We start from the raw sequence: 20,472 nt of genomic DNA on the forward strand, positions 1-20,472 counted from the left end.
GATGCCCCTGGAGGGGCTGCCTCTCTCGCTGGCGCTCTCGCTTTGGGCTCAGGAACACCGATATGAACAACGACACCTCACCCACGCCCAGCCACCGCCCTGGCCAGCTCGCCTTGGGCATCGGTGCCCTCATCGTGGCGGCGGTGCTTGCCTGGGGTGCGATGGACATTCCATCCGACGCGGGCTATGCCGGCGTCGGCCCCAACTTCCTGCCCTGGGTGATCAGCGCGGCGCTGGGCCTGTGTGGCGTGATGCTGATCCGCGAAGTGCTCACCGGCGGTTACCGCCAGATGGAGGAGCCCTCGGGTGCGGCGCGCGGCGACTGGGGCGCCTTGGCCTGGGTGTCGGCCGGGGTGCTGCTCAATGCCGCGCTCATCACCACCATCGGCTTCATCCTGAGCTGCTCGCTGTGTTTCGTGCTCGCGGTGCGCGGCCTGCGTGCCAGCGAAGGCAAGCCCGGTGGCGATCTTCGCCAGACCGTCAAGGACGCCGTCACCGGCATGCTGATCGCAGCGCCCGTGTACTGGCTCTTCACCAAACTGCTGGCCGTGAATCTGCCTGGCATCACCGCCAGCGGCTGGATCTGACACCATGATGGATACCCTCACCCAATTGCTCGGCGGTTTCGCCACCGCCGGCACCCCCATCAACCTGCTGTGGGCCTTCGCCGGCTGCGCACTGGGCACCGCCATCGGCGTGCTGCCTGGCCTGGGCCCTGCCGTGACCGTGGCCATGCTGCTGCCCATCACCGGCCAGGTCGAGCCCACGGCCTCGATGATCTTCTTCGCCGGCATCTACTACGGCGCGATGTACGGCGGCTCGACCACCTCGATCCTGCTCAACACGCCGGGTGAAACCGGCACCATGGTCACCGCGCTCGAAGGCTTCAAGATGGCCAAGAGCGGGCGCGCCGGCGCGGCCCTGGCCAGCGCGGCCATCGGCTCGTTCGTGGCCGGCAGCATCGCCACCATCCTGGTGACGCTGTTCGCGCCCATCCTGGCCGAGTTCGCCGTGCAGCTTGGCCCGCCTGAGTATTTCTGCCTGATGCTGCTGGCCTTCACCACGGTGAGCGCGGTGCTCGGCCAGAGCACGCTGCGCGGCCTGACCGCGCTGTTCTTCGGGCTGGCGCTGGGCCTCATCGGCATCGACCAGATCACCGCGCAGGTGCGTTACACGGCCGGCGTGCTCGAGTTCATGGACGGCATCGAGGTGGTGCTGGTGGCCGTGGGCCTGTTTGCCGTGGCCGAGGCGCTCTACAACGCGCTCTATGAGGGCCGCAGCCCGGCTTTCATGAACAAGATGACCAAGGTGCACATGTCGCGCTCCGACTGGCGCCGCTCGTGGCCGGCCTGGCTGCGCGGTACCGCCATCGGCTTTCCGTTCGGCACCATCCCGGCCGGCGGCTCCGAGATCCCCACCTTCCTGAGCTACGCCACCGAACGCAAGCTGGCCAGCCCCGAACACAAGGCCGAGTTCGGCACCACCGGTGCCATCGAAGGCGTGGCCGGACCCGAGGCGGCGAACAACGCCGCCGTGACCGGCACGCTGGTGCCGCTGCTCACGCTGGGCATTCCCACCTCGGTGACCGCGGCCATTCTGCTCAGCGCGCTGCAGAACTACGGCATCAACGCCGGGCCGCAGCTGTTCCAGACGTCGTCCAACCTGGTGTGGGCGCTGATCGCCTCGCTCTACATCGGCAACGTGATGCTGCTGGTGCTCAACCTGCCGATGGTGGGCCTGTGGGTCAAGCTCTTGAAGATCCCGCGCCCGCAGCTCTACGCAGGCATCCTGATCTTCGCCACCGTGGGTGTCTATGGCATGCGCCAGAGCGCGTTCGATCTGTTCCTCATGTACGGCCTGGGCCTGCTCGGTGTGGTGATGCGCCGCTACGACTTCCCCACCGCGCCGGTGATCGTCGGCCTGATCCTGGGCCCCATGGCCGAGGCGCAGATGCGCAATGCCCTGTCCATTGGCGAGGGCAGCTGGATGGTGTTTCTGCAGCGCCCGATGTCGGCGACCTTGCTGGCGGTGGTGGTGATGGTGCTGCTGGTGCCTCGCTTGTTGGCGCGACGGGTTCGGGCTTAGAGCGTCAAACCTCGCGGGCTCGTGAGCGAGCGGCGCTCTGCTCCGCGGCTGTCCCCCGAGGCGGCTTTGCCGCCTCTCCTCCTTTATGCCGCTGCGCAGAACGCCACTCACTCACGAGCCTCAAGTGACGTGGATTGAGTCTTGACGAGCGCCAAGGAGGTCATCGGTGGCCATGGGGCACGGCGCAGCGAAATCAAGGAGGAGGGGCCAAAGGCCCCGGGGGACATTCGCGGAGCCGTGCCCCGTGGTCGCCGATGACCGGACCTGCCGGAGAAAAACCAGCCGGAGAAAACCACGCGCACCCAGATACCCACCAGGGGTACCATCCGACCATGATCCGGGACGACCGCCTGCCGCGCGACGCGCAAAGCATTCTTGAACTGGCCGCGAGGTCGATGTTCGATCTGTTTGCCAACGCCAGCGAAGGCATGATGCTGGTGGACCGCGACGCGCGCGTGGTCTGGATCAACGACCAGTACCGCCGCTTCCTGCCAGCGCTGGGCTTCGAGCGCGAGGAGGACTTCGTGGGCCACCCGGTCTCGCGCGTGGTGCAGAACACGCAGATGCACCAGGTGCTGGCCACCGGCAAACCCATCCTCATCGACCTCTTGACCAACAAGGCCGGCACCTTCGTGGTCAGCCGCATCCCGCTGCGCGACGACGCGGGTGAAGTCATCGGCGTGCTGGGCATCGTGCTGTTCGACCACCCCGAGACCACGCTGCAGCCGCTCATCAGCAAGTTTGCGCGGCTGGAGCAGGACTTGAGCGATGCGCGCCGTGAACTCGCCAGCCAGCGCCGCACCAAGTACACCTTTGCCAGCTTCGTGGGCAGCAGCGCTGCCGCACTCGAAGTGAAGCGCCAGGCGCGGCGCGCGGCGCAGTCTGGCAGCCCGGTGCTGCTGCTGGGCGAGACCGGCACCGGCAAGGAGCTGCTCGCGCACGCGATCCACGCCGCCTCGCCCCGCGCGGGCCGCCCCTTCGTGAGCGTGAACATGGCGGCCGTGCCCGACACCTTGCTGGAGGCCGAGTTCTTCGGCGTGGCCCCAGGCGCCTACACCGGTGCCGACAAGAAGGGCCGCGACGGCAAGTTCAAACTGGCCGACGGTGGCACGCTGTTCCTCGACGAACTCGGCGACATGCCGATGTCGGTGCAGGTCAAGCTGTTGCGCGCGCTGCAGGAAGGCGAGATCGAGCCACTGGGCTCGAACAAGCTGGTGCATTTCGACGTGCGCGTGGTCGCCGCCACCTCGCGCGACCTGCAGCAGATGGTGCGCGACGGCAGCTTTCGCGAAGACCTCTACTACCGGCTCAACGTGTTGCCGATCCGCGTGCCACCGCTGCGCGAGCGGCAGGATGACATTGCGCTGCTGATCGAGGCCCTGTGCGAGGACATCGCCGCGCGCGGCGGCGGCGCGCAGCTGGAGCTCACCGCCGACGCGCAAGCCCTGCTGGCCGCGCAAGCCTGGCGCGGCAACATCCGCGAGCTGCGCAACGTGCTGGAGCAGCTCGCGCTGCGCAGCGACACACACCACATCGCGGGTGCCCAGGTGGGCTTGGTGTTGCAGGAAGCGGGGCTGCCCGCGCTGGCACCGGCCGCCGCCGTGCGCGCGCCGCAGCGCGCTGCCCTGGGTGACGCGCTGCGCCCCTTGCCCGAGCAGATTGCCGAGCTGGAACACCGGGCGATTGCCCAGGCGCTGACGCACACCGGTGGCAACCGCACCGCGGCGGCCAAGCTGCTCGGCATCTCGCGCGCCAGCCTGTACGACCGCCTCACCGCCATGGGGTTTGTGTCTGATATTCAGACGGTTGACTGAATATCAGACGGGTCGATTCGTTTTTGGCGTCTGAAATTCAGACGCATCGGGCGTGCCGGCTGAAAAAGCGCAGCGAAATCAAGGATCTTCTGTACTGGCACGAAGCCTGCAATGTCAGACCACGGCGCAAGCTGTGAATCGTTCAAAACCAGGAGACAAGACATGACAAATCCCACCCGCCGCCTGGCGGTCATCGCGCTCGCCTGCACCGCCGCATTCGGCACCTCGATGGCCATGGCGCAGGCCGGCAAGGGCGAGATCCGCATCGCCCACATCCACAGCAAGACCGGCCCGCTCGAGGCCTACGCCAAGCAGACCCAGGCCGGCCTGATGATGGGCCTGAGCTACGCCACCGGCGGCACCATGATGGTGGCCGGCAAGAAGATCGTGGTGATCGAGAAGGACGATCAGGGCAAGCCCGACGTGGGCAAGAGCCTGCTGGCCGCGGCCTACGCCGACGACAAGGTCGACCTGGCCATTGGCCCGACGGCATCGCCCGTGGCGCTCGCCATGCTGCCGGTGGCCGAGGAATACAAGAAGATCCTGCTGGTCGAGCCTGCCGTGGCCGACTCGATCACCGGTGACAAGTGGAACAAATACATCTTCCGCACCGGGCGCAACAGCAGCCAGGACGCCGCCGCCAACGCCGTGGCGCTGGACCAACCCGGCAACGTGGTCGCCTTGCTCGCCAACGACAACGCCTTCGGCCGCGACGGTGTGAAGGCCACCAAGGACTTCATCAAGAAGGCCAAGATCGTTCACGAGGAATACCTGCCTGTGGGCACGACCGACTTCACCGCCGGCCTGCTGCGCATCGTCGACAAACTCAAGGACCAACCCGGCACCAAGTACATCTCGGTGGGCTGGTCGGGTGCGCCCACGCCGTTCAGCAAGATCGCGGAGATGGATCTGGAGAAGCGCTACGGCATCAAGCTGGCCACGGGTGGCAACATCCTGCCCGCGATGGTGGCCTACAAGCAGTTCCCCGGCATGGAAGGCGCGCTGTACTACTACTTCGGCATCCCCAAGAACCCGGTGAACGACGCCATGGTGGCCGAGCACTACAAGCAGTACAAGACGCCACCCGACTTCTTCACCGCGGGCGGTTTCTCTGCCGCGATGGCGGTGGTGACGGCGCTGAAGAAAACCAACGGCGACACCAACACCGAGAAGCTCATCAGCACCATGGAAGGCATGAGCTTCGACACGCCCAAGGGCAAGATGACCTTCCGCAAGGAAGACCACCAGGCCATGCAGAGCATGTACCACTTCAAGATCAAGGTGGACCCGGCGTTTGCGTGGGGTGTGCCTGAGCTGGTGCGGGAAATCAAGCCTGAGGACTTGGCGATTCCGATCCGGAACAAGAGGTGAAGAACCCCCTGCGCCGCTGACGCGGCTTCCCCCTTGAACGGGGGACAACGCCTGCGGCCCGGCAAAGCCGGTTCCGCGGCATTCCCGACCAGACACGCGCTTCGGCGGAGTTCTTCAATGCTTGAAACCCAAGACCTCACGGTCCGCTTCGGCGGGCACGTGGCGGTGAATGCTGTCTCCTGCGCTTTCGCGCCGGGCACGCTCACCGCCATCGTCGGCCCCAACGGCGCCGGCAAGACGACCTACTTCAACCTGATCTCGGGCCAGATCAAGGCCAGCGCGGGCAGCGTGCGCCTGGGTGGGCACGACATCTCGTCGCTCGGTGCGCCGGCGCGTGCGCAGGCCGGGCTGGGCCGGGCCTTCCAGCTCACCAATTTGTTTCCCAACCTCACAGTGCAGGAAAACGTGCGCCTGGCGGTGCAGGCCAAGGCCAGGGCGGGCCTCAATCTCTGGCGCATCTGGAGCGACCGGCGCGACCTGCTGCAGCGCGCCGACGAGGTGCTGGAGACGGTGGCGCTGGCCGACAAGCGCGATGCGCTGGCTTCGAGCCTGCCGCACGGCGACCAGCGCAAGCTGGAGGTCGGCATCCTGATGGCGCTGGAGCCGCAGGTGTTCATGTTCGACGAGCCCACGGCCGGCATGAGCGTGGACGAGGTCCCGGTGATCCTGAACCTGATCCGTCAACTCAAGAACGACAAGACCAAGACCATCCTGCTGGTCGAACACAAGATGGACGTGGTGCGCGAACTCTCGGACCGCATCATCGTGTTGCACAACGGCGAGCTGGTGGCCGATGGCGACCCCGCCACCGTGATTGCCTCACCCGTGGTGCAGCAGGCCTACCTCGGCATCAACCCCGAAGAGAAAGACGAGGTGGCGGCATGAGCAACCTCCTGACCTTGAGCGGCGTGCACACCCACATCGGCGCGTACCACATCCTCCATGGCGTGGACCTCGCCGTGCCGGAGGGCCAGCTCACCATGCTGCTGGGCCGCAACGGCGCGGGCAAGACCACCACGCTGCGCACCATCATGGGCCTGTGGCACGCCAGCCAGGGCACGGTGGTGCTCGATGGCGTGGACATCACGAAGCAGCCCACGCCCGACACCGCGCAAAGCGGTGTGGCCTACGTGCCCGAGAGCATGGGCATCTTCTCGGACCTCTCGGTGCGCGAGAACATGCTGCTGGCCGCGCGCGGCGCGCGCACGCTCGACGACATCGACACCGTGCGACTCGAATGGATCTTCGGCCTGTTCCCGGCCATCAAGAAGTTCTGGCTGCACCCCGCCGGCAAACTGAGCGGCGGGCAGAAGCAGATGCTGGCGGTCTCGCGCGCCATCGTCGAGCCGCGCCGCCTGCTGTTGATCGATGAACCCAGCAAGGGCCTGGCGCCCGCGATCATCCAGAACATGATCGCGGCCTTCCGCGAACTCAAGGCCGCCAGGACCACCATCCTGCTGGTCGAACAGAACTTCAACTTCGCGCGCCAGCTCGGCGACAGCGTCGCCGTGATGGACGACGGGCGCGTGGTGCACAGCGGGTCCATGGCCGAACTGGCTGCCGATGAATCGATGCAGTCCAGGCTGCTGGGACTGTCTCTGGGAGCACATCAATGATCAACATGAAGGAACTCGACTGGAAGCCGATGGCGCTCGTGCCGGCACTGGCGCTGATCGCATTGCCCGCCGTGGGCAGCGGCTCCACCTGGCTCACGCTCACCGTAGCGGGACTGGCCATGGGCATGATCATCTTCATCATCGCCTCGGGCCTCACGCTGGTGTTCGGCCTCATGGACGTGCTCAACTTCGGCCACGGCGTGTTCATCGCGCTCGGCGCCTTCGTGGCCACCACCGTGCTGGCCAGCATGGGCAGCTACACCACAGCCGACAGCCTGTGGCTCAACCTCGTGGCGCTGCTGCCCGCGATGCTGGTGGCCATGGCCGTGGCCGGTGCGCTGGGCTGGGTGTTCGAGCGCCTCATCATTCGCCCGGTCTACGGCATGCACCTCAAGCAGATCCTCATCACCATGGGCGGCATGATCATTGGCGAAGAAATGATCAAGGTCATCTGGGGCCCCGAGCAGATCGCGCTGCCGTTGCCCGAGAGCCTGCGGGGCTCCTTCATCTTCGGCGACGCGGCGGTGGAGAAGTACCGCCTGCTCGCGGTGCTGGTGGGCGCCGCGGTGTTCGCCGCGATGGTGTGGACGCTCAACCGCACCAAGGTCGGCCTGCTGGTGCGCGCGGGTGTGCAGGACCGCGAAATGGTCGAATCGCTCGGCTACCGCATCCGTCAGCTCTTCATCGGCGTGTTCGTGGTGGGCAGTGCGCTCGCGGGTCTGGGCGGTGTGATGTGGGGCCTGTACCAGCAGACCGTCACGCCGCAGATGGGCGCGCAGGTCAACGTGCTGATCTTCATCGTCATCATCATCGGCGGCCTGGGCTCCACGCTGGGCGCGCTCATCGGCGCGTTGCTGGTGGGCCTGATGGCCAACTACACCGGCTTCCTTGTCCCGAAGGTCGCGCTGTTTTCCAACATCGCGCTGATGGTGGCCATCTTGCTGTGGCGCCCGCAGGGCGTGTACCCCGTGACGAGCCGCTGAACAGGAGACGCACATGATTTCCCGTCTTCTCTCCAACGACCTGCCGCGCAGCCGCTGGCTCACCGCCTTGCTGATCGTGCTGTTCCTCGGCCTGGCCTTCGCGCCCTTCCTGTTTCCGGGCGTGAAAGCGCTCAACGTCGCGGCCAAGGTGTTGATCTTTGTGGCGCTGGTGGCCAGCTTTGATTTGCTGCTGGGCTACACCGGCATCGTGAGCTTTGCGCACACCATGTTCTTCGGCATCGGTGCCTATGGCGTGGCGATCGCGCTCAATTCGGTGGAGCAGGCGAGCTGGGGCGCATTGGCCGTGGGCGTTGTCTGCGCGCTGCTGATCTCGCTCGTGCTGTCGCTGATGATCGGTCTGTTTTCGTTGCGGGTGAAGGCCATCTTCTTTGCCATGATCACGCTGGCGGTGGCCTCGGCCTTCCTCACGCTGGCCTCGCAGTTGTCGGACTTCACCGGTGGCGAAGACGGCCTGAGTTTCCGCGTGCCCGAACTGCTCTCGCCCGGCTTCATGCTGCGCGAGGCGCCGCTGGCGACACCGCTGGGCGAGGTGGATCTCAACGGCCGCCTGATCACCTACTACCTGATCTTCGTGGCGGTGACGGCGATTTTTCTGACCATCCTGCGCATTGTGAATTCACCGTTCGGCCGCGTGCTGCAGGCCATCCGTGAGAACGACTTTCGCGCCGAGGCGCTGGGCTACCGCACGGTGATCTACCGCACGCTGTCCAACGTGCTCTCGGCGTCCTTCGCCACGCTCGCGGGCTGCCTGCTGGCGATCTGGCTGCGCTACAACGGGCCCGACACCTCGCTCTCGTTCGAGATCATGCTGGACATCCTGCTCATCGTCGTGATCGGCGGCATGGGCACGCTGTATGGCGCGCTGATCGGCAGTGTCTTGTTCCTGGTGGCGCAGAGTTACCTGCAGGACCTGCTGCGCATCGCCGGACAGGCCACCGAAGGCATCCCGCTGCTGCCCGCGCTGCTCACGCCCGACCGCTGGCTGCTCTGGTTGGGGGTGTTGTTCGTGCTTTCGGTGTATTACTTCCCCACCGGCATCGTCGGCAAGCTCAGGGAACGCGCTGTGCTCGGTCGCCTGAAAGGGTCGAAATGAAACCACAGGCCACAGTCGTTCCACGTTCGCGCTACCTCACGTGCGAAGGCCGCGAGATCCATTTCATGGACTGGGAGCCGGAGGCCCCCGCAGGCCCGGTGGTGGTGGCCTGGCATGGCCTGGCGCGCACCGGGCGCGACATGGACCCGCTGGCCGCCCACCTGTGCAACCTGGGCTGGCGCGTGATCTGTCCCGACACCATTGGTCGCGGCCTGAGCCAGTGGAGCCCGAAGCCCGAGGCCGAGTACTGCCTGGACTTCTACAGCCGCATCGCCGCATCGCTGGTGGACCAGCTCGCGCTCGAGCGTTTCCACTGGGTGGGTACCTCCATGGGCGGCGCCATCGGCATGGTGTGCGCGGCCGGCCCGCTGCACGGGCGCATCGAGCGCCTGGTGCTCAACGACATCGGCCCCAAGACCGCGGACGCGGCGATTGCGCGCATCCGCAGCTACGCCGGCAACCCGGCCGCCTTCGACACGGTGGGCGAGCTGCAGCAGTACTTCCGCACCATCTACAAGCCGTATGGCTACTTGAGCGATGCCCAGTGGACGCTGCTCACCGAGAGCTCCACGCGCCGCCTGCCCGATGGCCGCGTGACCCCGCACTACGACCCGGCCATGGTGCAACAGTTCACCCACCACCCCGCGGACTACGAACTGTGGCCAACCTACGACCGCATCGACGTGCCGGTGCTGTGCCTGCGCGGTGCCGATTCCGATCTGCTGCTGGCCGACACCGCCGAGGCCATGCGCGACCGCGGGCCGCGCGCGCTGGTGGTGACGATGGCTGGCTGCGGGCATGCACCGGCCTTGAACGTGCCCGAGCAGTTCGAGCTGGTGCATCGGTTCCTCGCAGGGCACTGAACGAGCGGATTCGTTGCATCGACGGATCCTCGAGATGCGGCCCCGTCCTACACAGGCCAGGCGCTCGAAACGTTAAGTTGCAAACTCCGCGTACTCCAGGAGAAGGACCATGGTCGAGAGAACACCGGCTGCCGGACAGCCCACCCCCATGCAGAAGTTGACAGCCCTGGATCAAGCGCGGCCCGGCTTTCCCGGCGAGCACTGGCTGGTGCTGGGCGTGGGCATTGCGGTCTGGTCCATCACGCGCAAAAGCCCTTCGTTTCTGGTGCGCACGCTGGGCATGGTGGCTGGCACTGCTTTGGTGGGTCGCGCCGCGAGTGGACGCGATGGTCTGAGCAAGGTGTTGCGCTGGACGCCGTTCGGCGCACGCGTGCGGTAGGCCGGGGGCGGAGCCAGCGCCCATGGGCCGCATTCAAGAGGCAGGGCGCCGGGTCAGACACGTGGCGTTGAACACGCCCGGCCTCCATGTGTTGGTGCGGGCCGTTCGCAACTACATCCTGCATCAAAGCGCGAATCAGGCCGGGAGTCTGGCGTTCTCGTCGGTGCTGGCGATGTTCCCCTTGCTGCTCCTGCTTTCCGCTTCGGCCGCCTATTTCGGCAAGCCCGGTGACGCTGCGGCGCTGGCCCAGCGCGTGATGGAATTTGCGCCCCAACTCGTGCGCGACTTGATGGAACCGGTGATTGAGCAGGTGCTGGCGCAGCGCAACCAGGCGCTGCTGGCCATCGGCGTGTTGGCGACGCTCTGGACCGCTTCCTCGGGCTTGCAAGCGATCCGTTCGGCGCTGAACCGCGCGTACGGCATCGAGCGTGGTCTGCCGTTCTGGAAAGCGCGCATCAAGGTCACGCTGTTCACGGTGGTCGTGGGCTCGGCGGTGCTGGTGGCGTTCAGCTCGGTGGTGATCATGCCGTACGTGCGGCAGCTGTTGGCCACCAACGTCAGTGATGCAAAGGACGCCTACTGGCTGGGCCTGGGCGTGCGCTACGGCGTGGCCTACCTCACGCTGGTCGTGATGTATGCCCTGATGTATGGCTGGCTGCCCGACATTCGCCAGCGGCTCTACACCGTGATGCCCGGGGCCCTGGTGGGTGCCGCGCTGTGGGTGGTGGCCGCCGCCGGCCTGTCCTGCACCCTGCGCACAGCGGGCAAACTGGCACTGCTCTACGGCAGCTTCGCGGGCGTGGTTGCCATGCTGGTGTTTCTGTACATCACGGCCACCACGCTGATCTTCGGTGCCGAGATCAACGGCGCGCTGCGCAGCAGGTTCGAAGAGGCCGAACAAAAGCCCGACCCGCGCGCGCAGTTCCAGATTGCGGACCAGGACCGCACCGGCGCTTGAGTGAGACTATAGAATGCGACGTATTCTCATTTACATTGGGCCGGGGACGATCCCGGCCTGGCCAGGAGCCCAGCGTGTCTGCCGCCGATCTCAGTCTGCACGAGCAAGTCCATGCGCTCTACAGCAACCACCATGGCTGGCTGTATGGCTGGCTGCGCCGCAAGCTGGGGTGTCCGCACCAAGCCGCAGACGTCGCACACGACACCTTTGAACGCGTGCTGGCGGCGCGCGACTCGCTGTTTGGGGTCGAGCAGCCCCGGGCCTGGCTGACGACCACGGCCACGCGCCTGATCATCGACGAGGCTCGGCGCGAGCGATTGCGCCAAGCCTACCTGGCTGAACTTTCGTTGTTCGTGCAGGCGAATGAAGGCTATCCCTCGCCCGAGCAGACGCTTGTCGCGCTGCAGGCGCTGGAGCAACTCAGCGCGGTGCTGGAAGCCGTCTCGCCCAAGGCGAGGGCCGCCTTCGTGCGGCACTACCTTGACGGAGCGACCATGGCCACGGTGGCGACCGAACTCGGCGTGTCCGCCCGCATGGTCGGCAAATACCTGGCGCAGGTGCTGGTGCAGTGCGCGCGGCTGGCGGTGCTTCCATGAGCGAGGTCGATGAACGCATCGCCCAGAAAGCGGCGCAGTGGCTGGTGAGCCTGTCCGCCGACGATGCCGACGAGCGCCGCAGCGCAACCGCCGCGTTCGAGGCGTGGAAACGTGCCGATCCGCGCCATGCGGCGGTGGCGCAAGGCATGGAGGGTTTCATCGACCAGGCTCGCCGCCTGCGGGGCGAGGGCCCGCTGAGCGCCGCCCGGGCCACGCTGAGCAGCGTGCTGGACACTTCGGCGCCGCGCCGTCCAGCGACTTCTGGCCGGCGCGCCGCCGGTCTGCTGGCGCTGGCAGTGGCGCTGGTCTTGCCGGCCGCATTGTTGCTGCACGGCTCACCGACGCGTTGGGGCGCTGACCTGAGCACTGGCACGGGCGAGCAGATGGAGCACACCTTGCAGGACGGATCGCGGCTGACGCTGGGCACGGGCAGCGCGGTCAACACGCGTTGGTCCGCTGATCGGCGCCAGATCGATTTGCTCAGCGGGGAAATCCTGGTGCAGGTGGCCCCGGACGCCGCGCGGCCCTTTGTGGTGGAGACAGCGCATGGCCACATCCGGGCGCTGGGTACACGCTTCATCGTGCGGCGTGACGAGGGCTCCACGCTGCTGACCATGCTGGAGTCGCGCACGGCCGTGAGCGCCTGGACCGGCGCCGAACTCACGGTGGACGCGGGGGAGCAGGCCCGTCTGAGCGGCGCGGGTGTCGAGCGGGTCGGCGCCGTGCCGGCGGGTGTCACCGAGGAGGCGTTCCTGTCGCGCCGGCTGTGGGTGCACGACCGCCCGCTGCCCGAGGTGCTGGACGAGATCGCGCGCCACCGCCGCGGCCTGATCCGCTACGACCGCGAGCGCATCGCGGACATCCGCGTGTCGGCCGTGCTCCCGTTGGACGACACCGACCGCGCGTTGCAACTGCTGGCGAGCAGCTTCCCGCAACTGCGGGTGCGCACCGTCACGCCCTGGGTGGCGCTGGTGGACAGCGCGCCTTGACGCGGGCGCGAAGAAATTTCCTGCCACGGGTTCCGTTTTTCCTCCGCCATTCGTCAATGGTGATGAAGGCGGCGCGATCGGTCCATCCGGTGCGCTGCCAGCCGCCGACCGACCACCCGAGGAACCCGACATGCCCGACATCCACCCCCCGCGCCACCGGCGCACGCCCACCGTCATCGCCCGCTTGCGCCCCGTGGCGCTGGCGGTCCACCTGGCCTGCGCTGCCATGCTCGCATTGGTCACGGGCGTGGCCAGCCAGGTTCATGCCCAAGCCGCCCCGGCGGTGGGTGCCGTGCAGGCCGACGTGCCTGCCGGTGCGCTCGGCGAGGCCCTGAACCGCTTCGCCCTGCAGGCCGGCGCGGCCATCGTGGTGGACGCGGCCCAGGTGCGCGGCAAGACCACCGCCGGCCTCAAGGGCGCGGTGACCGTGGAGGAGGGCTTCCACCGCCTGCTGCAGGGCAGCGGCCTGCAACTGGGTCGCACGCCGGCCGGTTTTGTGCTGATGGCACAGGCGCCAGCGGCGCAGGCGGTTCCCGCGCCGGGCACAGCCACGGCCCAGGCCACGCTGCCTTCCGTCACGGTGACCGCCGCTGCCTTCAGCGAACATGTCAAGGGGCCCGTGGTGGGTTACGTGGCGCGGCGCTCTGCAACCGGCACCAAGACCGACACGCCCCTGATCGAATCGCCGCAGTCGGTCTCGGTGATCACCGCCGAGGAAATCGGCGACCGCAAGGCCACCACACTGGACGAGACCCTGCGCTACACGGCGGGCGTCACCTCCAACGCCAAGCCCTGGGCGTCCGACCAGATGTCGCTGGTGCGCGGCTTCGCGCTGGAGAGCGCGAGCGTGTTCCTGGACGGCCTGCAGAACCCCAGCACGGCGGCCATGGGCGCCATCGAGCCCTATGGCATGGAACGCATCGAAGTGCTGCGCGGACCGGCCTCGGTGCTGTACGGGCAGGTGGCGCCGGGTGGCGTCATCAATGCCGTGAGCAAGCGGCCGCAGGCCGAACCGGTGCGCGAGCTCGGTGTGGAATACGGCCGCTATGACCGCAAGACCCTCAAGGCCGACCTGGGTGGCGCCATCGACGAGGCCGGCACGCTGACCTACCGCCTCGTCGGTCTGGTGCGCCGCGCCGACACGCGACTGGACCACGACCGCGACGACCGTGTCTACGTGGCGCCGTCCCTCACCTGGCAGCCCAGTGCGGCCACGAAACTCACCCTGCTGGCCAGCTATCAGGAGGACGACCAGTCCTACGCCTGGGCGAACCAGTTGCGCAACCCCGGCGCGCTGGGACAACCCGATCCGGCGGTGAACATCGGCGGCCTGGACAACCGCTGGAAGCGCAGCAACACCACCCTGGGCTACGAGCTCGAGCACCGCTTCAACGACACCTGGCAACTGCGGCAGAACCTGCGCTACGGCGACCTCGACCGCGAGGGCACGGACGTGTTCAACCTCGGCCTGCGCCCCAATGGCCGCCACGTGGGCCGGGCCATCTCCCCGCGCGAGGCCGGGTGGCGCGGTGTCACGCTCGATACCCACGCGCAGGCCAGCTTCATCACCGGCACCGTGTCGCACACGGCGCTGCTGGGGGTGGACTACACGCGCTCGCGCCTGACGTTCACGCGCCGCAACGCCAATGCCGTCATGCCCGATCTGGATCTGTTCGACCCGGTGTATGCGCCCCAGGCCCTCACCCCGCTGGCAGCACCCTACAAGGACGAGTCGCCCGCCAGGCAGCTCGGCGTCTATCTGCAGGACCAGCTCAAATGGAACCGCTGGGTGGCCACGGCCGGCATGCGCCACGACCAGGCCGACCAATCGAGCAAGCGCATCAACCTGCTGACCGGCTTGACCACGCCCACCGCAGACCTGTCATCCAGCGCCACCACCGGCCGCGTCGGCGTGGTGCGCCTGTTCGACTCGGGCTGGGCGCCGTACCTGAGCTACGCGACCTCGTTCGCGCCGGAGACGGGGCTCGACGCCACCGGGCGTTCGCTCAAGCCCTCGCGCGGCAAGCAGTTCGAGGCCGGTGTGCGCTACCAGCCCGCGAGCGAGGACTTCAGTTTCACGGCGTCGGTCTTCGACCTGACGCGCGAGAACGTGAAGACCTCGGTGCCCGGCATGGCGGGGGTGTTCCAGCAGACCGGCGAGGTGCGGGCGCAGGGCCTGGAACTGGAACTGCGCGCGCGCCTGACCCGCAGCTTCAGCCTGGTGGGCCAGTACACGAACCTGGACACCCGCGTCACGCGCAGCAGCAACGGCGACCAGGGCCTGTCGCCCATGGCCGTTCCGCGCCACAACGCCAGTCTCTGGGGCAAGTACGGGTTCGCCGCCTTCGGTGGCCAGCCCGCCTTCGCGGCCCTGGGCGTTCGCCATGTGGGTGCTTCCCGCTCGGGCCAGGACTTCGACAACGCCAACCTGCGCAACCCGAGTCTGACGCTGGTGGACGCGGCCCTGGGACTGGACGTGGGCGCATGGCGCTATTCGCTGAATGTCGACAACCTGTTCGACACCCAAAAGCTGGTCGATTGCGATGCCACCTTCTGCTACCGCAGCCCGCAGCGCAGCTGGCGCGTGGGCGCGACCTACCGCTTCTGATCTCGTGACGCCTGACGCATGAGCAGGTCCACGCAGCGCGTATGGGCAGCCCGCGTCGCCGTGGCGGTGCTGGGCAGCTACGGGCTCGCTGCGTTGGTCAGCGTGGCCGCCCTGGCGCTGCCGGGGCGCACCATCGACGGCGTGGTGGCGGGCATGCTGATCAGCTTCGCGGTCGCCAGCGCCGTGGCTGTGGTGGTCTTCGCGGCGCGGGCCGGCGCGCGCGGCGGCGTGAGGCCGCGCGTGTCCTGGCTGCACACCTGGGCGGGGCTGCTGGCCGCCTGGGTGCTCTACACGGTGTTCTGGACCGGCAGCCTCGCTTTCTACCGCGAGGAATTGACGGCCTGGATGCAACCCGAGGCACCACCGCAGGCGCGCCAGGTGGACGTGGCCGCGCTCAGCGATCGCATCGCCGCCCATCTGACCGAGGCCGCACCCGGTGCCACGCGCTGGAGCATCGAGTTGCCCGATGTGCGCCGTCTCACACCCACCGCCTACTGGAGCGGGCCCGACAACGACGGCGCGCAGGCCTTCGACAGCCTCACGGGCGCGCCACGGTTCGCGCGCGCGACCGCCGGCGGCGAGTTCTTCTACCGCTTTCACTACCAGCTGCACCACCTGCCTTACCGGTGGGGGCGCTGGATCGTGGGCATCGCCGCGCTGCTGGGCCTGGTGGCCATGGTCAGCGGCGTGGTGGTGCACCGCAAGCTGTTCGCCGATTTCTTCACCTTTCGCGCGGGCAAGGGGCGGCGCAGCTGGCTGGACGCGCACAACGCGCTCTCGGTGCTGCCGCTGCCCTTCCATTTCATGATCGTTTACAGCGGTCTGGTGATCCTGGGCTTTCAGTACATGCCCTGGGGTGCGCTGGCCGCGTTCGACGGCGCCGACAAGCGCCGCGCCGCCATCGCGGCCGAGACCGTGGCCACCTGGCCGGCCGGCACGCCGAGCGGCCAGGCCGCGCCGCTGGCCCCGCTGGCCCCGCTGTTGCGGCAGGCGGAGCAGCGATGGGGCGGGCAGGGCGTTGACCGCGTGGTGGTGCACCACCCGGGCGACACGGCGGCGCGCGTGCTGGTGGTGCGCGGGTCAGCGGGACGGGTCACACACAGCCGGGAGTTCCTGCTGTTCGATGGCCATTCGGGTGCGCTGCTGCAGGCGAGCGGGCCGGTGGGCACACCCGCGGCGGTGCTCGGGGGGCTGTACGCCCTGCACCTGGGGCGTTTCGCCGACCCGGTGCTGCAGGCGATCTGTTTCCTGCTCGGCCTCGCGGGCACGGCCATGGTCGGCACCGGGCTGGTTCTGTGGACGGCGGCGCGCGGGCAGGCTGCGGGGCCGCGCTTCGTCGCGCGCGGCAACGTGGCGGTGCTTGCCGGACTGCTGTTCGCCAGCGCCGCCTATCTCTGGGCCAACCGCCTGCTGCCGGTGGACGTGCCGCTGCGCCCTGAGGTCGAGATCCGTTGCTTTTTCGCGGCCTGGGCGATGGCCCTGGGCATCGCCTGCCTGTTGCGGCCTGCACGCGCCTGGCCGTTGTTGTGGTCGGCAAGTGCGCTGGCGTTCGGTGCGTTGCCGCTGCTCAACGTCCTCACCACGCAACGGCCTTTCTGGCGCAGCTTGGCCACCGGCGACGCGGTTTTTGTCGGTGTGGATCTGGCCTGCGCGGCGCTGAGCGCGTGCTTGTGTGTCATGGCCGTTCACGCACAACGGCGAGCGACGCGACCCCCATGACGCACCTGCTGACGCTGCTTGGTTGCCTGATCGGCTTCGCAGCCATTGCCATGGGCATGACCCGGCATCAGACGCAGGTGCTGGGGCGGCCGCTGCCGCGAACCACGGGCAAGTGGTTGTTCGTGATCGGCGCGGCCTGGCTGGCAGCGGCGTGGGGCCTGGCGTGCTGGTGCTGGGGCGCGGGCCTGGGCTCGGTCGGCTTCAGCGCCCACACCATGCTGGCCGCCGGTCTGGTGCACAGGGGATTGAGCGTGGGGCGCTGGCGGGTGACGAAGGGCTGAAGGCGCCACGGCCGCAGTCCGTGGCTTCCAGGAGAACGCCCCCGTGCGAGCAGGCCAGGAGGGATGTTCACCTTTGTGCCCCGAGCGCCAGCGCCCGCTCGCGGCTGGCTTGCAGCTCCATCGGGTTGTCCGCTGTCTTTGTGGGCCAGCCTTGCAGGTGCTGCTCGGCCACGTCGGTGAGCGCGCGGATCCATTCGGGCCGGTCGTTGAGGCAGGGGATGTACTGGAAGCTCTGGCCACCGGCGTGCAGGAAGGCTTCGCGCGCTTCCATGTTGATCTCTTCCAGCGTTTCCAGGCAATCACTCGTGAAGCCGGGGCAGACGACGTCCACGCTCTTCAAGCCCTTGCCCGCGAGTTCGATCAGCGTGGGCTCGGTGTAGGGTTCCAGCCACCTGGCCTTGCCGAAGCGCGACTGGAAGGTGACCTTGTAGCGGTCTTTCGCCAACCCCAGCTGCTCGGCGAGCAGGCGCGCGGTCTTGTGGCATTCGCAGTGGTAGGGGTCGCCCAGTTGCAGGGTGCGCGCGGGCACGCCGTGAAAGCTCATCACCAGTTGTTCGCTCTGGCCATGTGCGGCCCAGTGAGCGCGGATGGACTTGGCCAGTCCCTGGATGTAGCCCAGGTGGTCGTGGTAGCGGTTGATGAAGCGCAGCTCGGGCAGGTTGCGCACCTTGGCCGCCCAGGTCGCCACGGCGTCGACCACGCTGGCCGTGGTGGTGGCGCTGTACTGCGGATAGGCCGGCAGCACCAGCACGCGCGTCACGCCTTGGGCCTTGAGTTCGTCCATCACCGAAGCGATCGACGGGTTGCCGTAGCGCATGGCATAACGCACCGTCACCTGGTGACCACGCTCGCCCAGGTAGCCGCGCAGCAGCGTGGCCTGGCGTTCGGTCCAGACCTTCAGCGGCGAGCCCTCGGGCATCCAGATGCCGGCGTACTTCGCTGCCGATTTTCTGGGCCGCACGCGCAGGATGATGCCGTGCAGGATCAGCATCCAGACAAACCGCGGAATCTCCACCACGCGCTGATCGCTCAGGAACTCGGCCAGGTAGCGGCGCAGGGCGGGGGCGGTGGGTTCGTCGGGGGTGCCCAGGTTGCACAGCAAAACAGCGGTGCGGGCCGGCTGGCCGTGTTGGTGGGGCGGTTCAGTGTTGAAGGGCATGCGCTATTCTCACGCAAGCATGAACACCCCCACGAGTACAGCCCTGCCGCCTGCGCTTTTCGCGCTGGACCCCTCCCGCATCCGCGCCATCAGCATCGATCTGGACGACACGCTCTGGCCGATCTGGCCCACCATCGAGCGCGCCGAAGCCATGCTGGCCCGCTGGCTCAGCCAGCACGCGCCGGCCACCGCCCAGCTCTACGCCACGCCAGGCGCACTGCGCGAGGCGCGCAACCACTTGCAGACCCTGCGACCCGACCTGGCCCACGACCTCAGCGCGCTGCGCCGCGAGTCGATCCGCCACGTGTTGCAACGTGCTGGAGACGATCCCGCACTGGCCGAGCCTGCGTTCGACGTGTTTTTTGACGAGCGCCAACGCGTGCAGCTGTTCGAAGACGCCATGCCCGCACTGGAATGGCTGAGCACCCGTTTTCCGGTGGTGGCCGTGTCCAACGGCAATGCCGATGTGCACCGCGTGGGTCTGGGGCACCACTTTCACGCTGCCTTCAGCGCCCGTGAATTCGGCGTGGGCAAACCCGATCCACGCATCTTCCACGCCGCCGCGGACGCCGCCGGTGTGGACGCGGCCGAGGTGCTGCACATTGGTGACGATGCGCGCCTGGACGTGCTGGGGGCTCTGGGCGCCGGCATGCAGGTGGCGTGGGTCAACCGCACGGGCATGGCCTGGGAGCACGCACCCGTGCAGCCGCACACCACCGTTGCCGACCTGATGGCCCTGTGCCGACAGATCGGTTGATCCCTCTTTCCCTGCACCGTTCGACATGAGCCTCACGATCTACGGCATTCCCGCGTCCCGCGCCGTGCGCCCTTTGTGGGCCGCCACCGAACTCGGACTGAACCACCACCACGTGAAGCTGCCCTACCAGGGCGGAGGCACGCGCACGCCGGAGTTCCTGGCCATCAACCCCAATGGCCATGTGCCGGCCATCGTCGATGCGCGGCCAGAGGGCGATGTGGTGGTGTGGGAGAGCATGGCTTGTGCGCTGTACATCGCGCGGCACCACGGATCAGCGGACGGCGTGAGCATCACACCGGCCACGTCGCGCGAAGACGCCGAGGCCTTGCGCTGGAGCTTCTGGGCCGTGAACGAAGCCGAGGCCGACGCACTGACCGTGCTGATGCACCGCATGGCGATGCCCGTGGATCGGCGCAAGCCCGAGATGGCCGACGCTGCCGAGCGCCGCCTGGCGGTGCCGCTGCGCGTGATCGAACAGCACCTGCAAAAGCAAAAGGATGCGGGCGAGGCCTTTCTCGCGGCCGCGCGGTTCACCGTGGCCGATGTCTGCGCGGCCAGTGTGCTCAACTGGGCGCGCCCCTCGCAGGCACTGATGGAAGCCCACCCACTCACGCACGACTGGATCCTGCGCTGCATGGCGCGGCCAGCCTATGTTCAGGTGCGCGAGTTCGGTTGAGCGTCGGTTTTCAGAAGCCCCAGAGCAGCCGTTTCGCGATCCAGCCGCCCACGCCCTCGCTGCGCTCCACGCGCACCCAGTCGGCGCGCTTCTCGCGGGTGCGCAGCAACTCGCCGTATTCGACCTTGCCCACGATGCGGTGCTGCGTGCCAGGTCCGCTGCGCACGTTGGCCACTTTGGACTTGACGATGTGGTGCGGTGTGTTGCCCGTGAGCGAGCGTGCCACCCAGCCGGTGTCGCCCTCGAAGTCGCGCACCCGGAGCCAGCGGCCCTTGCGTTGGGTGATCTGCAGCGGATAGCCTCGTTTCAGCTCCCACAGCACGGCGGTGTGGGTGCCAGGCCCTTCGCGCATGTTCAGCGTGCTGCCTTTGACGCTGACCATGTTCCGGGCGTTGGCCGTCGTGTTGAACAGCGCCGCGAGGCACAGGCCGGTTGCAATCAGCAGGGTTCGGGTGAGGCTGGTTCGGGTCATCAGCTGGGGTTCCTTGGTGGGAGGTTGAAAAA

At 67.7% G+C, this 20,472-nt stretch carries 20 protein-coding genes; 18 read left to right on the forward strand and 2 right to left on the reverse strand.

Annotation, left to right across the window (positions count from 1 at the left end; all coding sequences use genetic code 11):
• Nucleotides 1-62: 62 nt before the first annotated feature.
• The 16 genes from V6M63_RS05745 to V6M63_RS05820 all read left to right on the forward strand — a co-directional run bounded on the left by V6M63_RS05745 (nt 63) and on the right by V6M63_RS05820 (nt 17,376).
• On the forward strand, nt 63-587 hold the full coding sequence (locus V6M63_RS05745) for a tripartite tricarboxylate transporter TctB family protein (protein ID WP_332740360.1): 525 nt from the start codon (nt 63-65) through the stop codon (nt 585-587).
• Nucleotides 588-594: 7 nt separating this feature from the next.
• Nucleotides 595-2,085 carry a tripartite tricarboxylate transporter permease gene (locus V6M63_RS05750; protein WP_442909551.1) on the forward strand — a complete coding sequence of 497 codons (1,491 nt, stop codon included), beginning with the start codon at nt 595-597 and terminating at the stop codon, nt 2,083-2,085.
• A gap of 332 nt (nt 2,086-2,417) precedes the next feature.
• Nucleotides 2,418-3,899 carry a sigma-54 interaction domain-containing protein gene (locus V6M63_RS05755; protein ID WP_332740362.1) on the forward strand — a complete coding sequence of 494 codons (1,482 nt, stop codon included), beginning with the start codon at nt 2,418-2,420 and terminating at the stop codon, nt 3,897-3,899.
• A gap of 162 nt (nt 3,900-4,061) precedes the next feature.
• On the forward strand, nt 4,062-5,270 hold the full coding sequence (locus V6M63_RS05760) for a substrate-binding domain-containing protein (RefSeq protein ID WP_332740363.1): 1,209 nt from the start codon (nt 4,062-4,064) through the stop codon (nt 5,268-5,270).
• 117 nt (nt 5,271-5,387) lie between these two features.
• The gene (locus V6M63_RS05765; RefSeq protein WP_332740364.1) at nt 5,388-6,155 is read left to right on the forward strand and encodes an ABC transporter ATP-binding protein; all 768 of its coding nucleotides are present in this window, start codon (nt 5,388-5,390) and stop codon (nt 6,153-6,155) included.
• The gene (locus V6M63_RS05770) at nt 6,152-6,886 is read left to right on the forward strand and encodes an ABC transporter ATP-binding protein (protein WP_332740366.1); all 735 of its coding nucleotides are present in this window, start codon (nt 6,152-6,154) and stop codon (nt 6,884-6,886) included. Before V6M63_RS05765 ends, V6M63_RS05770 begins: the two co-directional genes overlap by 4 nt.
• Nucleotides 6,883-7,869, forward strand: coding sequence for a branched-chain amino acid ABC transporter permease (locus tag V6M63_RS05775; protein WP_332740368.1), 987 nt, complete (start codon nt 6,883-6,885; stop codon nt 7,867-7,869). The genes V6M63_RS05770 and V6M63_RS05775 overlap by 4 nt, the downstream gene beginning before the upstream one ends.
• Nucleotides 7,870-7,882: 13 nt before the next feature.
• Nucleotides 7,883-8,983, forward strand: coding sequence for a branched-chain amino acid ABC transporter permease (locus V6M63_RS05780; protein WP_332740370.1), 1,101 nt, complete (start codon nt 7,883-7,885; stop codon nt 8,981-8,983).
• The gene (locus tag V6M63_RS05785; protein WP_332740372.1) at nt 8,980-9,846 is read left to right on the forward strand and encodes an alpha/beta fold hydrolase; all 867 of its coding nucleotides are present in this window, start codon (nt 8,980-8,982) and stop codon (nt 9,844-9,846) included. Before V6M63_RS05780 ends, V6M63_RS05785 begins: the two co-directional genes overlap by 4 nt.
• Nucleotides 9,847-9,955: 109 nt before the next feature.
• The gene (locus V6M63_RS05790) at nt 9,956-10,225 is read left to right on the forward strand and encodes a hypothetical protein (RefSeq protein WP_332740374.1); all 270 of its coding nucleotides are present in this window, start codon (nt 9,956-9,958) and stop codon (nt 10,223-10,225) included.
• 22 nt (nt 10,226-10,247) lie between these two features.
• The gene (locus V6M63_RS05795; protein WP_332740376.1) at nt 10,248-11,183 is read left to right on the forward strand and encodes a YihY/virulence factor BrkB family protein; all 936 of its coding nucleotides are present in this window, start codon (nt 10,248-10,250) and stop codon (nt 11,181-11,183) included.
• A gap of 74 nt (nt 11,184-11,257) precedes the next feature.
• On the forward strand, nt 11,258-11,779 hold the full coding sequence (locus V6M63_RS05800; RefSeq protein ID WP_332740377.1) for a sigma-70 family RNA polymerase sigma factor: 522 nt from the start codon (nt 11,258-11,260) through the stop codon (nt 11,777-11,779).
• Nucleotides 11,776-12,768 (forward strand): FecR family protein, encoded by a 993-nt coding sequence (locus V6M63_RS05805; protein ID WP_332740379.1) that lies wholly within the window; start codon nt 11,776-11,778, stop codon nt 12,766-12,768. Before V6M63_RS05800 ends, V6M63_RS05805 begins: the two co-directional genes overlap by 4 nt.
• Before the next feature lie 130 nt (nt 12,769-12,898).
• Nucleotides 12,899-15,376, forward strand: coding sequence for a TonB-dependent siderophore receptor (locus tag V6M63_RS05810; RefSeq protein WP_332740381.1), 2,478 nt, complete (start codon nt 12,899-12,901; stop codon nt 15,374-15,376).
• An 18-nt stretch (nt 15,377-15,394) separates the two neighbouring features.
• Nucleotides 15,395-17,095 (forward strand): PepSY-associated TM helix domain-containing protein, encoded by a 1,701-nt coding sequence (locus tag V6M63_RS05815; RefSeq protein ID WP_332740383.1) that lies wholly within the window; start codon nt 15,395-15,397, stop codon nt 17,093-17,095.
• Nucleotides 17,092-17,376 (forward strand): DUF3325 family protein, encoded by a 285-nt coding sequence (locus V6M63_RS05820; protein ID WP_332740385.1) that lies wholly within the window; start codon nt 17,092-17,094, stop codon nt 17,374-17,376. The genes V6M63_RS05815 and V6M63_RS05820 overlap by 4 nt, the downstream gene beginning before the upstream one ends.
• Nucleotides 17,377-17,443: 67 nt before the next feature.
• Here V6M63_RS05820 and hemH read toward each other — a convergent pair whose 3' ends face one another.
• Nucleotides 17,444-18,535 (reverse strand): ferrochelatase, encoded by a 1,092-nt coding sequence (gene hemH, locus V6M63_RS05825; protein ID WP_332740387.1) that lies wholly within the window; start codon nt 18,533-18,535, stop codon nt 17,444-17,446.
• A 19-nt stretch (nt 18,536-18,554) separates the two neighbouring features.
• Here hemH and V6M63_RS05830 point away from each other — a divergent pair, with 19 nt between their 5' ends.
• A complete protein-coding gene (locus V6M63_RS05830; RefSeq protein WP_332740389.1) occupies nt 18,555-19,292 on the forward strand; it encodes an HAD family hydrolase in 738 nt (245 codons plus the stop codon).
• 25 nt (nt 19,293-19,317) lie between these two features.
• Entirely contained in the window at nt 19,318-19,968 is a 651-nt protein-coding gene (locus V6M63_RS05835; RefSeq protein WP_332740391.1) for a glutathione S-transferase family protein, read from the forward strand.
• 10 nt (nt 19,969-19,978) lie between these two features.
• Here V6M63_RS05835 and V6M63_RS05840 read toward each other — a convergent pair whose 3' ends face one another.
• Entirely contained in the window at nt 19,979-20,440 is a 462-nt protein-coding gene (locus V6M63_RS05840) for an SH3 domain-containing protein (protein WP_056276373.1), read from the reverse strand.
• Between the last annotated feature and the right edge of the window lie 32 nt (nt 20,441-20,472).

The sequence above is a fragment of the Hydrogenophaga sp. genome (assembly GCF_036675665.1).
Classification (GTDB): Bacteria; Pseudomonadota; Gammaproteobacteria; order Burkholderiales; family Burkholderiaceae_C; genus Hydrogenophaga.

What these genes read in the sequence shown, in the direction of transcription:
- V6M63_RS05835 (WP_332740391.1), top strand. Translation starts at nt 19,318, where the DNA reads ATGAGCCTCACGATCTACGGCATTCCCGCGTCCCGCGCCGTGCGCCCT.
- V6M63_RS05785 (WP_332740372.1), top strand. Translation starts at nt 8,980, where the DNA reads ATGAAACCACAGGCCACAGTCGTTCCACGTTCGCGCTACCTCACGTGC.
- V6M63_RS05750 (WP_442909551.1), top strand. Translation starts at nt 595, where the DNA reads ATGGATACCCTCACCCAATTGCTCGGCGGTTTCGCCACCGCCGGCACC.
- V6M63_RS05790 (WP_332740374.1), top strand. Translation starts at nt 9,956, where the DNA reads ATGGTCGAGAGAACACCGGCTGCCGGACAGCCCACCCCCATGCAGAAG.
- V6M63_RS05795 (WP_332740376.1), top strand. Translation starts at nt 10,248, where the DNA reads ATGGGCCGCATTCAAGAGGCAGGGCGCCGGGTCAGACACGTGGCGTTG.
- V6M63_RS05780 (WP_332740370.1), top strand. Translation starts at nt 7,883, where the DNA reads ATGATTTCCCGTCTTCTCTCCAACGACCTGCCGCGCAGCCGCTGGCTC.
- V6M63_RS05745 (WP_332740360.1), top strand. Translation starts at nt 63, where the DNA reads ATGAACAACGACACCTCACCCACGCCCAGCCACCGCCCTGGCCAGCTC.
- V6M63_RS05770 (WP_332740366.1), top strand. Translation starts at nt 6,152, where the DNA reads ATGAGCAACCTCCTGACCTTGAGCGGCGTGCACACCCACATCGGCGCG.
- V6M63_RS05775 (WP_332740368.1), top strand. Translation starts at nt 6,883, where the DNA reads ATGATCAACATGAAGGAACTCGACTGGAAGCCGATGGCGCTCGTGCCG.
- V6M63_RS05810 (WP_332740381.1), top strand. Translation starts at nt 12,899, where the DNA reads ATGCCCGACATCCACCCCCCGCGCCACCGGCGCACGCCCACCGTCATC.
- V6M63_RS05760 (WP_332740363.1), top strand. Translation starts at nt 4,062, where the DNA reads ATGACAAATCCCACCCGCCGCCTGGCGGTCATCGCGCTCGCCTGCACC.
- V6M63_RS05830 (WP_332740389.1), top strand. Translation starts at nt 18,555, where the DNA reads ATGAACACCCCCACGAGTACAGCCCTGCCGCCTGCGCTTTTCGCGCTG.
- V6M63_RS05755 (WP_332740362.1), top strand. Translation starts at nt 2,418, where the DNA reads ATGATCCGGGACGACCGCCTGCCGCGCGACGCGCAAAGCATTCTTGAA.
- V6M63_RS05765 (WP_332740364.1), top strand. Translation starts at nt 5,388, where the DNA reads ATGCTTGAAACCCAAGACCTCACGGTCCGCTTCGGCGGGCACGTGGCG.
- V6M63_RS05815 (WP_332740383.1), top strand. Translation starts at nt 15,395, where the DNA reads ATGAGCAGGTCCACGCAGCGCGTATGGGCAGCCCGCGTCGCCGTGGCG.
- V6M63_RS05805 (WP_332740379.1), top strand. Translation starts at nt 11,776, where the DNA reads ATGAGCGAGGTCGATGAACGCATCGCCCAGAAAGCGGCGCAGTGGCTG.
- V6M63_RS05820 (WP_332740385.1), top strand. Translation starts at nt 17,092, where the DNA reads ATGACGCACCTGCTGACGCTGCTTGGTTGCCTGATCGGCTTCGCAGCC.
- V6M63_RS05840 (WP_056276373.1), bottom strand. Translation starts at nt 20,440, where the DNA reads ATGACCCGAACCAGCCTCACCCGAACCCTGCTGATTGCAACCGGCCTG.
- hemH (WP_332740387.1), bottom strand. Translation starts at nt 18,535, where the DNA reads ATGCCCTTCAACACTGAACCGCCCCACCAACACGGCCAGCCGGCCCGC.